This window comes from Chitinimonas sp. BJB300, from assembly GCF_002735695.1.
GTDB lineage: Bacteria > Pseudomonadota > Gammaproteobacteria > Burkholderiales > Chitinimonadaceae > Chitinimonas.
Genome location: NZ_PDZH01000114.1, coordinates 1 through 12,610, shown reverse-complemented (window position 1 = coordinate 12,610; position 12,610 = coordinate 1). Strand labels below are relative to the sequence as shown.

Annotated in this window: 8 protein-coding genes, 6 pseudogenes and 1 other annotated feature; of the genes and pseudogenes, 6 read left to right on the top strand and 8 right to left on the bottom strand. The window is 50.2% G+C overall.

All coding sequences use genetic code 11. The features are described 5' to 3' along the window. Positions 1 to 134: 134 nt before the first annotated feature. From CSQ89_RS23885 to CSQ89_RS16715, 6 genes and pseudogenes are all read right to left on the bottom strand, one after another. A pseudogene (locus CSQ89_RS23885) lies at positions 135 to 1,051 on the bottom strand (IS5 family transposase). Between the two features lie 208 nt (positions 1,052 to 1,259). After that, positions 1,260 to 1,400 carry a hypothetical protein gene (locus tag CSQ89_RS22530; RefSeq protein ID WP_158229022.1) on the bottom strand — a complete coding sequence of 47 codons (141 nt, stop codon included), beginning with the start codon at positions 1,398 to 1,400 and terminating at the stop codon, positions 1,260 to 1,262. Between the two features lie 860 nt (positions 1,401 to 2,260). Next, positions 2,261 to 2,623: pseudogene (locus CSQ89_RS16735) on the bottom strand (IS630 family transposase); the annotation flags it as partial. A 96-nt stretch (positions 2,624 to 2,719) separates the two neighbouring features. Beyond that, positions 2,720 to 3,554, bottom strand: a pseudogene (locus CSQ89_RS23880) (IS3 family transposase); the annotation flags it as partial. A gap of 120 nt (positions 3,555 to 3,674) precedes the next feature. Beyond that, a pseudogene (ltrA, locus tag CSQ89_RS23275) lies at positions 3,675 to 4,532 on the bottom strand (group II intron reverse transcriptase/maturase); the annotation flags it as partial. 514 nt (positions 4,533 to 5,046) lie between these two features. Then, positions 5,047 to 5,783: pseudogene (locus CSQ89_RS16715) on the bottom strand (IS3 family transposase); the annotation flags it as partial. Next, positions 5,389 to 5,505: a sequence feature (AL1L pseudoknot), on the bottom strand. It overlaps the preceding pseudogene by 117 nt. A 160-nt stretch (positions 5,784 to 5,943) precedes the next feature. Between CSQ89_RS16715 and CSQ89_RS16710 the strand changes: the two are divergent. Together CSQ89_RS16710 and CSQ89_RS16705 are read left to right on the top strand one after the other, a co-directional pair. After that, complete coding sequence (locus tag CSQ89_RS16710; RefSeq protein ID WP_099407238.1) at positions 5,944 to 6,252, top strand: type II toxin-antitoxin system RelE/ParE family toxin; 309 nt, start codon at positions 5,944 to 5,946, stop codon at positions 6,250 to 6,252. Next, complete coding sequence (locus tag CSQ89_RS16705; protein WP_099407237.1) at positions 6,245 to 6,532, top strand: addiction module antidote protein; 288 nt, start codon at positions 6,245 to 6,247, stop codon at positions 6,530 to 6,532. Before CSQ89_RS16710 ends, CSQ89_RS16705 begins: the two co-directional genes overlap by 8 nt. Positions 6,533 to 6,745: 213 nt before the next feature. Here CSQ89_RS16705 and CSQ89_RS16700 read toward each other — a convergent pair whose 3' ends face one another. After that, positions 6,746 to 7,792, bottom strand: coding sequence for a hypothetical protein (locus tag CSQ89_RS16700; protein WP_099407236.1), 1,047 nt, complete (start codon positions 7,790 to 7,792; stop codon positions 6,746 to 6,748). Positions 7,793 to 9,000: 1,208 nt separating this feature from the next. On the opposite strand from CSQ89_RS16700, the gene CSQ89_RS16695 reads away from it, so the two are divergent. From CSQ89_RS16695 to CSQ89_RS22165, 4 genes are all read left to right on the top strand, one after another. Continuing rightward, positions 9,001 to 9,807 carry a ParA family protein gene (locus tag CSQ89_RS16695; protein ID WP_099407235.1) on the top strand — a complete coding sequence of 269 codons (807 nt, stop codon included), beginning with the start codon at positions 9,001 to 9,003 and terminating at the stop codon, positions 9,805 to 9,807. Then, positions 9,788 to 10,807 (top strand): ParB/RepB/Spo0J family partition protein, encoded by a 1,020-nt coding sequence (locus tag CSQ89_RS16690; RefSeq protein WP_099407234.1) that lies wholly within the window; start codon positions 9,788 to 9,790, stop codon positions 10,805 to 10,807. Before CSQ89_RS16695 ends, CSQ89_RS16690 begins: the two co-directional genes overlap by 20 nt. A gap of 1,111 nt (positions 10,808 to 11,918) precedes the next feature. Next, positions 11,919 to 12,164 (top strand): hypothetical protein, encoded by a 246-nt coding sequence (locus CSQ89_RS16685; protein ID WP_099407233.1) that lies wholly within the window; start codon positions 11,919 to 11,921, stop codon positions 12,162 to 12,164. 59 nt (positions 12,165 to 12,223) lie between these two features. After that, entirely contained in the window at positions 12,224 to 12,487 is a 264-nt protein-coding gene (locus CSQ89_RS22165) for a hypothetical protein (RefSeq protein WP_139023053.1), read from the top strand. Here the strand turns inward: CSQ89_RS22165 and CSQ89_RS22525 are convergent. Beyond that, positions 12,488 to 12,610, bottom strand: a pseudogene (locus CSQ89_RS22525) (IS630 family transposase); the annotation flags it as partial.

The window sequence follows — 12,610 nt, the reverse complement described above, 5'->3', positions numbered from 1 at the left end:
TTGCCGAATTGCTCCAGCAGTTCGGCGGAAATCGACGGCAAAGCTATGGGCTGGGCTTTCTGTTTGCGAGGCATACACTCTCCTTGGGAGCATGATATGCCCTGAACACGAAATTACTGACAGGTCCGATTTGCCTAGGGTCTGTTGACGTTTCTCATAGGTAGCCATAGAAAGCCACAGGCCATGGCAACCATGCTTTCATAGTTCCGCTTCAGTTTATCGAACCGGAATGCCACTGCACGGTAATGCTTCAGCCGCGCAAAGGCGCTCTCGACCAAATGCCGGTAGCGGTACAACCCCTTATCCAAATCGGCATTTCCCTTCACCGAGTTGTGCTTTCTGGGAATCACGGGTCGAGCGCCCTGCGCCTCAATCTGTTCACGGATACGCTCACTGTCATAGCCCTTGTCCGCCACGAAGACCTCAGCTGATGGCAGTTGTGCGATCAGTTCAGGTGCCTGCGTACAGTCGTTGACCTCTCCACCGGTGATTGCGTATTCCGGCGATCGTGACCGGTCATTCCGGTCAAACCTGTAAATCGGTCACGATCGTCCGGAATCAGTGTTCACGATTAACCGGAATCGTCGGTCACGATACGCCGGAATGACCGGTCACGGTCATCCGGAATACCCACGGTGATCTCAAAAGCCACCGGCAAGCCATGCGCATCGACCGCCAGATGAATCTTGCTTGTATTGCCGGCCCGACTTTTGCCGATGGCTTCAGCATGATCGCTGGCAGCACCGGCACTGTGCTGATGGGCCTTCACATAAGTGCCGTCGATGAATACCCATTCGAAGTCGGGTTCTTCTACTAGGGCTTTGAAAGCTTTGAGCCACTTGCCAGCAAGCGACCAAGCATTGAAGCGTTTGTAGATGGTGTTCCAGCCGCCAAAAGCACTGGGTAGATCTCGCCATGGGCAGCCCACGCGCATTCGGTAAAGCATGCCTTCAACGGTCATGCGCAGATCTGGCTTGTGGTAAATGGCTTGCTGAAGCAGAATTTTCTCCAGCTTCGACCAAAGCTCGTCACTGAGCATCAATCGGGGCATAGCAAACCCGTAGGGTGATTGGTATAGGAACCGTAATTCTGCGGGTTTGCTGCTCTTCTTCAATGCACCGAAGTCAAAACGTCAACAGACCCAAAATGCAGCCCTGAGTGATTGAATGCAGGCTCAGTTGCAGTTAATCCTGGCGCAGCACGTTTTCGTTTGCATCTAATCCCGGCGTAAAAACGGGTGTAAATGCAAGTTCAGCCAATTACAAATGCAGTCCGGTAAAGGTATCGGTTACGGACAGCAAGACAAAGTAAACGGACATGGCCAACGGGCCAGCGCCAATGAGCGCCTCCATATTGGCATGAGTGATCATGAAATCGCCGTCTTTACTTTGGTGGTTCATTCCTTCTTGCGCGCCCATTGGCGCCCTATCTCGGTCCGCAATGCGTCTTGCGGAAAGACTCGAACTTTTTCTAGTCGGGGTCAATAGGTGTCGTAGCCAGCATTTCAAACTGGTCAGGCCAGAATTAACTACACTTTCTGGCCAGGATTAATCGCATCCAGCCAAGCCGGCAGGCCGAGATTAGCTGCAACCAAGCCAGCATTACATCGCATTGGCCAGCATTCGGCTGCAACGAGCCAGAGTAAGCCACACTCCCAGTAACGGCGTGCGACAAGGGCGAAGCGAAGGGAAATCACAGGCAGTGGGTCGAACTAATATAAATCAGTTATTTCTAATGTTTATCTAACCCAGGACAACAGGCCCGGGTGGGTTCAACGTACTTGGCGTAATGCCATTGAAGGAGAAGTGACATGCAGCACTTAACTGATACCGAGATGGAGCAAGTCTGTGGTGGTAATGGACTGGGATTTTCTAACTGGCAGTATTGGTTAGTTACAACGACGTTTTTGGATCGCCCCTTTTTTTCTTCCCAATCGCAGCCACCAGTTGACACCAGCCGTTTTCGACTAGTAAGGGTCGCCAAAAGCTGACATTAACTGTGGAACAAAGCGGTGAAAGTGCTAACCAAAACACATTGTTATAGGCTAGTTGGTCAGAGACCAATTCATAGCCTTTGGGATCACGAACGTCATGCCCCGACCCCTGCGGCTTGAAATCCGCGGTGCGTCGGTTGTTGAGTAGGTGTCGTGGCCAGCATTTGAAATTGATCCGGCCAGGAATCAGCAGCTTGGCAGGCCAGGATTAACTGCAACGATCCGAGCCGACAGGCCGAGATTCTTCATCCGGCAACTAAGTATTGATCAGGCGACGTATTTGATCCTGGGGTCTTCGAAATAGGAGCACACTCGCTCTGGCGCGTTTTCCAACATCTCCATATGGGCTTTGGTCGCTTGCTTGAGCTTGTCCTTGGTTCGCACCTGAATGCGCGATCCCAGCGCATGCTTGAGATCGGCGTTCAATCGCTCGTCCGGATTGAGTTCAGGACTGTAGCTGGGTAGGTAGAACACCTCGATCTGCCTCTGGTGCTCAGCCAGCCAAGCCTTGACGGGCTTGCTGTGATGCACCCGCAGGTTGTCCAGAATCAGGAATATCTTCTTGCCCGCGTCCTTGATCAAAGACTGCAAGAACTCAATGAGCTTGTCGCTGTTGAATGCGTTTTTGAACCGCCCCGGGTTTTGAGGAGGGTATTTCGTTAAAGTGTTTTAGCGAGTTGCTGGTAATTGAACCCCCCGGGATTTGTGGAGGCTAATTAGTTTAAGTCAGGCTGATGTCTCTGCCTGATTGGCGAGTTGCCTGTAGTAGTTTGCCTCAGCTTCCGCTGGCGGGATATAGCCGATGGGTGCCAGCAATCGGTGATGGTTGAACCAGGCTACCCATTCCAAGGTAGCAATTTCCAGCGATTCCTTGGTCTTCCATGGAGCCCGTCGATGGATCAGTTCCGCCTTGTACAAGCCATTGATCGTCTCCGCCAGTGCGTTGTCATAGCTGTCTCCTTTACTGCCAACCGAAGGCGCAATGCCGGCCTCTGTTAGACGCTCGGTGTACCGCATAGAGAGGTACTGCACCCCTCGGTCGGAATGATGAATCAAAGCTGCTTCACGCTCCGGCTGCCGCGCGTACAGTGCTTGCTCCAGCGCATCCAGCACAAAGTCGGTGTGCATCGAGCTGCTCACTCGCCAGCCTACGATGCGTCGGGCAAACACGTCGATCACGAAGGCCACGTACTGCCAGCCTTGCCAGGTCGAAACATACGGGTGAGTAGGCCGGGGGAATTGCACCCCCAGCCCCTCGCAGAACCGGACGTGAGCCTCTCGACTCATCCGGCTCCCATCATCCAACCGGAGGCAAACATCCCAGCTCCCAGTGCACAAAGGCGGTTGGGAAGCGCCGCGCAAGCCGCCCGAGGGCATGCCACGCCCGCGTTTTATGGCGGGCCAGGATTTTGTACTTGCGCATCAACCAGCGTACCAGGTAGCTATTCATGTGTTTCCAGACAACCGACATCGCCGAGCCGTGGAAGCGGCCGTAATACTGCTGCCACCCCCGAAGCACCGGGTTGAACATCTCCGCGAGGTCGCGCAATCCTCGGTCGCACATCAATTGCAGATGCCAGCCCCGGATGGTCTGCCGCATTGCCTTGAGGGCGTCGCGGCTGACTGCCGGCGCAAAGTTCACGTAGACCCGTTGATACTTGTCCACCGCTTTGCGCGGTCGGAAGGTGTATCCCAGGAACATGAACTGCACATCAGGATGCGCAACCGGTCGATTGACGTCCTTGCAGTACACGATCCTTGTTTTGCCCGGATGCAATTCGAGCCCGCATTCGCGGAACCGCGAACCGATCCTGTCTAACGCCAGCTTGGCTTGCGCCAGGCTCTTGCAGTGGACCACCCCATCATCGGCATAGCAGCAGAACCGGACGCTCTTGAGGTTGAGAGTAACCCAAATGTCAAAGGCGTAGTGCAGGAACAGGTTGGCCAGCAACGGGCTTACGACGCCACCTTGCGGCGTGCCGCACGTCCGTTGCAGAAGCTCTCCATCGACGGTTTGCATTGGCGCTTTCAGCCAGCGCTCCACGTATAGGAGAATCCATGGCGTCTCACAGTGCTTCTGGAGCGCACGCATAAGTAGATCGTGGTCGATATTGTCAAACAGCCCTTTGATATCGAATTCCAAGACCTAGTCGTAGTCCCAGCAGCGCCTTCTCACCATGGCAATCGCATCATGGGCAGTGCGCCCAGGCCGATAGCCATAGGAATTCGGATGGAACATCGGGTCGATCTGAGACTCCAGCAGGAGCTTGACCGCCGTCTGCGCCACCCGGTCGGCAACCGTGGGAACGCCAAGCATGCGCGTACCCCCCGATTTCTTCGGGATCGGTACCCCTTTGACCGGCGGGGGGAAATAGCTGCCGGAACAGAGCCGATTCCAAAGCTTGTACAGGTTGTCGCCCAAGCTGCGCTCGAATTGCTCGATCGATTCACGGTCAACGCCTGCGGCACCGCCGTTCGCTTTGACACATTGAAATGCTTCCCAGATTAACGCCTTGGGAATGTCGTACGGTTTGGTCATGAGGCCATGCTCCTCCTGCTTGCGCAGTTGGCATGGTTCATAACCGGGATGACGCAGCCCCTTCGCTCCCCCGCCATTACAGCGGCTTCAACACTACTACGCGCTGCTCCGCCCCTTGATGGCGCATCGCTACTGTCGGCCTCGCCTTTCGGGCTTGTGCCTTTCGCTTGGCATCGCCATCGAAGGTTCCCGCAGTTCAGCGTAAGAGCCCGAATCAGGCTGACGCTGCCTCTATGCCGGACACCACTGCGACCGTAAGCAGGTATCGTCGCAATTGATCGCGGGGCAACTTCACTCCCCGGTTTTGATGTCATTTGAGTACTTTCGACACTTGAACGGCAGTTCACGGTTGTTCGCCTTCCTAGATCCATACCTGACGCCTTCGCGACGCCTTTTCCATGACGCTCACGACCAGGGCTTTTGACCCAAGCCGCTCATGGTGGTTTGCCACCCGCTCCTGCAAGCCGATAGCGAGGGGCCATACCCTCATCTCCTACGCCGCTTGCTGCGGCACACTAAAGTCCGAGACCCAGAGCTGGTTCGGACGGTCTGCCTTAAATTGCCGATTCACCCGGTCCAGAGGGCATGGCATAGCCGTATTGCTGAAGGTGGTGCGCACCACCTTGCCACGGATGACACCGCGCAAGCCCTTACGGCGCATGAGTCGCTCGACGGTGCAACGTGCCACCGCCATGCCTTCACGTTTCAATTACTGCCAGACTTTGACCGCGCCATAGACCCGCAGATTGACCTGCCAAACGCGCTCAATCTGCGGGATCAACACTAGATCATGCTGGGTACGTGCAGGCAACAAAGCCGGGTTGCGTTGTTGCGCTGCGTGGCGGCGATAGCCCGACGGGGCGACCTGCAAGACTTTGCAGATCGGCTCGACCCCGAAGGTTTCCCGGTGTTGATCGACAAAGTGCCTCAGGACTTGAAGCGGCGGTCGAGCTCCGCCTGGGCGAAAAACGCACTGGCCAATTTCAGGATTTCGTTGGCACGGCGCAGTTCTTTGACTTCGCGCTCCAATTCCTTGAGGCGCTGCTGCTCCGCCGTGGTCGGACCGCCACGCAGGCCGGCATCGCGTTCGGGCTGTCGCAGCCAGCCATGCAAGGTTTGAGATGCACAGCCAATCTTGGCGGCAATGGATTCAATGGCAGACCACTGCGATGGATGTTCTCCTTTGCTTTCCAAGACCATGCGGACAGCGCGCTCGCGAACTTCGGGGGAAAACTTGACGGGTTTCTTCATGGGGCCATTCTCTCAAGAGTGGGAGCCTCCACAAAACCCGGGGGGGGGTCAGACTCGCAAAAGTAGGGTAGTCCCACTTGTGTGACAGCATTTTCTGGGCTTTGGCTTAGAACCTCAGATTCAACCTTGATGGAATGTAGTTTATAGACTACCATTTGTTATGGTAACGATTAAGCAAACCGAAACCTTTCGGAAATGGCGCACGAATCTTAAGAATGATGTTGTTCGAGGTTTAATAGCATCACGGTTAGATCGTCTCGCTTTCTTCGGTCATGCTGGGGATGCAAAAACGGTAGCCAAGGGGGTAAGTGAGCTGCGTATTCATACCGGCCCCGGTTATCGTATTTATTACCAACAGCGAGGTGACACACTCGTCATCTTGCTGTGCGGGGGTGATAAAAGCACTCAAGAAAAAGACATCAAGGAAGCAATTCGCTTAGCAGCGGAATGGAGCGATTCAAATGACTGAAAAACTGACCAATTACGACCCGGCAGAGGATTTAACCTCTAAAGAAGCAATGGCCATTTTTATTGCCGAAGCGTTCGAGACCAATGACACGCATTACATTGCCCATGCAATAGGTGTTGTTGCGCGTGCAAAGGGAATGAAACAAGTCGCCTCTGAAACCGGCCTTTCCCGCGAACAGCTTTATCGCTCATTCAGTAATGATGGCAACCCAACACTCAAAACAACCCTTGCTGTAATGCATGCAGTCGGTCTTGAGCTAACAGCCAAGGTTCACGTCTAATCGAGGTAGTAAGCCAAAGTGCGCTGAGGCTTACGTCGCAGCCACTCAAAGCCCTAAACAGCCGAGGCTGTGTAAAAACGCCGAGCGAATTCTTGAAGTGGGAAATCAAGATGATTTTTCAGGTTTCTACACAGCCTCAGCTAATAGCGTACAACCACCCTTTTACTCAACAGAGCGACTACATCTATGGTAATCGCGAGTTTCGAGATACTCCTACCGTAAGCAGTAGACACTACCAGAGGAGTCTAAAGAGGGATAAGGCGCATCAATAGAAAGCTGCGAGCTTTCAATTTGCAGACGTCCATTTATAGGGGATGGCATGCCGTCAGGAAGTATAATTAAAATTCCACCAGGTTCGCTGCAATATGAATTGCCTGAAACAAAAGCTACGGTTGTTGATTTTGCGTTCAATGTACCGTTTGTAGGATGAGCTTGTACTGAAAATTTTACTTGTATTTCATGACTAAAATCAGCAAGTGCATAATTTCCATGATAAATCGTTGATCCTGAAAATTTTGAAAATGGAACAAATAATTTCCCTGTGTTTATCCCCCTAAAAGCTTGAATAAAAGGACCAATGCTTTTCTGTATTTGGGTATTTTCATTTTCTATACTAGTTCTTAGCTCGTGCTCCAGAACTGGATCAGCTGACTCCGGAATGGGTGGAGTATTACTCAGCAAAATATCCAGTGGGCGTTCCCCATTTTCAATCCTGGTTTTCCATTCGGTCCCTTTTCTATCTAGCAAATTGCCTGAAAGTAAACCAATCCGATAGCTTTCCTGATCAATAGACTGAGTGGTTTTGTTCGAACCTTTACGAATTTCTTCTGTCATTGCTGTCTGGTATTGCGGTGAACCAAACACATAACCCTGAGCCACTATATTAGCAACCGTTTCAATATATTCGGCACTGCCTTCTGAAATATCGTAATGCTTAATATTAGTAGCTTCTGCAGGGTGATCTTCCTTCCATTTCTTGTACCAGTAGCTAGCATGTCCCAGTCCATCTTGCATACCGAATGTAGCTGCTTCCAACGCCCTGATCACTTGATTACGAGCCAGTCTTGGTTCGACAAGAAGTGGATAGGGCGTAGCGCGTGATGCGGTTGTATTGCTCGTATCCCGACTCCATTTTTTCTGTGGGAAAAAATGAAAAGCCTCATGAGTCGCTAAGCCAAAAATTTTGGGGATAGCAGCAGGGTCGGTCAGCATTCTTCTTGCTTCGTCTTTCTGGCTATCATCCCCCTGATCGATATGCAATTTACTGTCATTTCCAAGGCTAATGTAAAGAGCAGGGCGGTTCTCTTTCTAGTTTTTCAAACGCCCTAAAATTATTGGGTAGATTTTTAACCCGGACCGTTTCAAAAGGTATAGGCCGACTGCCATTGCGGTCAATTTCCCAAGCGCTGCTGCTATCTGCCACGACCAATATCAGATTGGCATAGGTTGAGTCTCTAGGGGTAGCGCCACCCCATGCCGCATCTAGCTTTGCCCAAGCCTTTTCGGCAGCAGATGCGATTTTATCTACGTAAAGGGTATTTGATATGTATTCAGACTGTTGTGCCCCGTAGCAAACTTGTAGAAAAATGCCTGCAGTGCATAAGGACAATAAAGGAATAGACCTCTTTAAGCGTCTCATCATAACCACCTTTGTTGATTGTAAGAAATAAAATGACAGGAAAATAAATCCATATCATCCCCATATTGACAGAATGCTTTTAATCACGAAGCAATGGATTGGATTGGAATTTCATCACCCGCGTTCATGAGCCGCAGGTAGGACAAAAAAAGCTTGATGGTTTTTAATGGAAAGTCATGTCTAACGTTTCGTTATTTTACCATTGTTACAACATTATAAAACACTCATATTCATGCTTTAGGTTAACTTCTGCCAGTCTAATATTGCAACCGAAACGTACGAAATAGATGTACTTATTTTTTAGTGTGTCCGAAAGTGTGTTGCGCTAGCTTTTGGACATGCTGGCTAAGTTATGTCCGAAACCGATCGTTTAAGTACCCCGTTCAGATGGGGCGGCAGAATTTTTAAGGGTTCCGGTATGTTCCTCCGTTATGGTGCTTTAAACCCAGTTTTCTGAAGCGTTCCCTGATCTGGGCGTGCGTATTTAACCCGCTGGACTCCATACCATTTTTCTAAGCATGCCTTCCGTGTGGTCGATCCTTTGTGACTTCGGATAACAAATTGTTACGACCATTTAGGAAGCTATTTAAGTTCAATTTATAGTCTTGTTGCGGATTAAAAATATTGCATTTAATGCAAACATAACAAATTGTTACGATTAAATTTTGCATAATATGAGTTCTCGTAACAATTTGTTACGCAAATAATGGGTGAGTCGCGTGATGAGGTGCAGCATTTATGACAAAGCCAAAAAAATATGTTGAGTAGTGGCTTGAAATTTACTGGTGTATCTACGAGAATGACGCAGCCTAATTACGAATGATGAGCAATGAAGACCATAGCCATATACAACCCAAAAGGTGGGGTAGGTAAATCTACTATTACTATGCATCTTTCAGATGGTTTGGCTCGGCGTGGTTTTCGCGTACTTGTCTGTGATCTAGATCCCCAGTCCAATACAAGTAATACGATTACTCATGTTCATCCACGCAAGCTCAGTACAACGGGATTTTCTATGATTGAAAATCCCAACGTAGCGTTGGTTGAGTGTATTCATGAGACTGTATTCGAGGATGTGCACATCGTTCCAATGGTGATGCGCCTTCGGCAATTAGAGCCTGAATTATGGCGACGAGATACAGACTACCTACGTACAAGACTCGAATCTGTCAGTCAATTCTATGATGTTTGTTTGCTCGATTGCCCACCAAGTTTGGGCAAATTGACAATGATGGGGCTTGTAGCGGCTGACTATTACCTGACTCCAATCAAAGGTGCTGATCGTTTTAGCCTTGATGGTTTTGATGATTTACAGGAGACCGTTGAGGAAGTCAGACGAGAAAAGAACCCAAAGCTTGTTTATTTAGGTGCCTTGCTGACCATGTTTGATGGAAGGTCGAGAATTGCGAAGGTTCTGTATGAAGATCTAGAGCGCAAAGTTGGGAAGCAAATTCTAGAGAACAGCATCCCTACATCTGTACGTTTTCCTGAAAGTATTGATGCGAGAAAGTCCATTTTCTCAATGGACCCAGGATCTTCTGCGGGTACCGCATTCGCCAAGTTAATAAAAGAACTTATGGCAAAAATGAGTCTAAGCGAACCAAACGGTAAAGATAATGGCGCGGCCAACGCTTGAAGAAATGCGGGCGCAAGCCCGAGCTCGTGCTAGCGCTAGTGAAGAAGTTAATTCATCTGTCGCAAACCGAGAGGTTGCACGTGCGCTACTGGGAGATACATTACCTAAAGGAATCTCGGTCAGTATTCCTATAAGCAATATTTGCCGAAGCCCATTTCAGCCCCGACTCTACTTTCCGCCTGAAGAGTTAGCAGATTTAGCTGCTGATATTCGTGCAAATGGCCAGCGGCAGCCAATAGAGGTGCGTAAGGTTGAGGGAGCTGATTATGAACATCGCGATGGTCATAGGGTCCAAATCGATGGACAACTTTATGAATTGATCGATGGCGAACGTCGTTTACAGACGTTCGAAAGAGTTCTTGAATGGCCAGAAATAAACGCGTTTGTTATTGATGCTGATGATCGGAAAGCGGCAGTACTAGTTACGCTTGCAAACCTATTCAGGGTTGAGCTTTGTGACTACGAGAAGGCTCGTGCTGCCAAAATTCTTATAGATGTAGGGCAAATGGCTAGCCAAGCTGAAGTCGCTAACGCCATGAGAGTCAGTACGATGCAGATAAGCAGATTGATGGCTTTTTTCTCGCTTCCTGCTCCTGCATTAAAACTATTAGAACGGCAACCGCGAGCACTTGGTGCATCTTATGTACGGGAATTAGCAACTTTCGCTGAGCGTGGTTATGAAGAATATGTGGTGGAAGCTATACGTCGAGCCGTTGAAGGGCAATTAAAGAACAGAGCAATTGTTAGTTATGTAGAACGTCAGATTTCACCACCCAAGGGTGCGAATTCAACGAAAGTTAATGTTCGTGGAGCTAGGACAAATATTCAGCCGATTGGCACCATAGAAATCAAAGGGCGCAAAATTTCTCTTGAACTTGAGAAGTGGGCGGACCCTCAAAAAGTTCGAGATGCTTTAGAAGCCGCCCTGACTAATCTTCATGAAGAAGGTTTGGCGAGAGATGAAATTATTGAGCGTAACAATTTGTTACGCGAAAAGTAAAAAAAGCGGCGTAACAAATTGTTACGCCGCTTTTCATTCGAGAGTGGAGAAACGATCTTGACGCTATAAAACCGCTAGAAAAACAAAGCCCGCCGTAAAGGCGGGCCAAAAAGTTCGTGCTAACTCGTGCATCACCGGCGTCTTTAAATAAACAGAGCCGAGCGCAAAAGCGCACCTATGTCAAAGGCAAATATAGGCTTTGGTGATGCATGGGTCAAGCACGGACTAGGGCAGTTGTACGCCCAAAATCCGTGCGCCTGAGCCAGGAATGGCTCCGGGCAAGCCCGCGTGCAGAACTCACGGGGGGCGCACGCTCGCGCCAAGCGTCCCGCTAATGACCGGCAAGCCTGACTTGTAGCCGGATCAAGCCCGGCCCGATCCACGCGAGGTAGTAAAGCTGTCAGGATGGATTCCGTGCGAAGCAGCAAGGAAAGCGAAAGGTGAACCCTGCACGGGGGGCCGGTAGGCCCTGAATCACCGAACGAGGAAGCTACCGCGGCCCTCGTGCCCACAAGTCGTTAATGACCTGGGATGAGCCCCGCCCCTTTATCGAAAAGATTTTGGGGTTAAGGGGAAGCTCAGCCCAGTCGTGGCGGGTGGGCTAAGAACAAGTCGCTCCTCTTGCGCCTATTGTTTCGATCTACCATAGCTTTTTGCTATCTTCTGTAGCCGCTGTTCTGGCCTAAATCTTTAGTTTTCTTATTTTTGGGAAGTCCTTGTTCACTACATGTGTTTATTCTTCTGACCGTTGATATTTTGATTCGATAATAAATCGGTGTAGATGTAGCAATGTATTTCTTGGTCGTTCTTAGCAACATCGCGTTTTACGCTTGTTCGTAAAACTGCATACCTAGGGTGCATGAAATCGCATGATTTTTTGCACCTATCCAACCGCGTCCCCCGCCAGTACTGACGCGGATTTGACCTAGTTTTGCAGGTGCATGAAAACCCCTCAATCAAGTGCGCGGGCGTGGCGGGGATACGAGCGCGCGCCAGCGGTGTAAATGGCCTGCCTATTACATTCGCATATCAGCCGACCAGCGTATATTGACATACGCTTCTATGCTCTTTAGCCTGCGTGCCTTGTTATTTTCTCCTGCTGGTCTCTCTCATGTGGTTCTCGCCTGACCAGACACTGCCGTTCGGCATGCGGGAAATAAGTCCTTCTTTTCGGCATCTATATCTACCCAATCTGCGCTGGGTTGATGCGCGCATCCGCTATGGACTGGATGCCATGGGTAACCGTATCGAGGAAGAAGTGCGCGATAGCAGTGGTGGACTGAGTGCGTTATCTGAACGCATCAATGCAGATTTGAGCATGCCTGTTGTCCCGGAGGCATCGCCTAATACCATTTGAAATGCTTGTTCAAATCGACCGTATTTAAATTTAGCCGAGCAGCACGAAAGATAAGATAAATGATCAAGTTTTTTATAGCGATGCTCTTGGGCCTTTTTCTTGCGCCAATTTGTTTTGCCGACAATCAGGGTCTCGCAGGTGGCGACTCTCCTGGATATACTCCCGTTCCTTTTATAGGTTACCGTTTAGTAAACCCGGACGGGCCTATCATGCCAACCCCTGCCGAAGCATATACCGCTACTTTTTCTCTTGGCACTCCGCCAAATGTAGACACAATTGTAGAAGCTAAGCGACACCCTATTCACCCGGCAACTAAGTATTGATCAGGCGGCGTACTTGATCCTGGGGTCTTCGAAATAGGAGCACACTCGTTCCGGGGTGTTTTCCAACATCTCCATATGGGCTTTGGTCGCTTGCTTGAGCTTGTCCTTGGTTCGCACCTGAAT

Coding starts and splice junctions, on each gene's coding strand:
- CSQ89_RS22530 (WP_158229022.1), bottom strand. CDS start 1,400: ATGAACCACCAAAGTAAAGACGGCGATTTCATGATCACTCATGCCAAT.
- CSQ89_RS16710 (WP_099407238.1), top strand. CDS start 5,944: ATGGTAACGATTAAGCAAACCGAAACCTTTCGGAAATGGCGCACGAAT.
- CSQ89_RS16705 (WP_099407237.1), top strand. CDS start 6,245: ATGACTGAAAAACTGACCAATTACGACCCGGCAGAGGATTTAACCTCT.
- CSQ89_RS16695 (WP_099407235.1), top strand. CDS start 9,001: ATGAAGACCATAGCCATATACAACCCAAAAGGTGGGGTAGGTAAATCT.
- CSQ89_RS16690 (WP_099407234.1), top strand. CDS start 9,788: ATGGCGCGGCCAACGCTTGAAGAAATGCGGGCGCAAGCCCGAGCTCGT.
- CSQ89_RS16685 (WP_099407233.1), top strand. CDS start 11,919: ATGTGGTTCTCGCCTGACCAGACACTGCCGTTCGGCATGCGGGAAATA.
- CSQ89_RS22165 (WP_139023053.1), top strand. CDS start 12,224: ATGATCAAGTTTTTTATAGCGATGCTCTTGGGCCTTTTTCTTGCGCCA.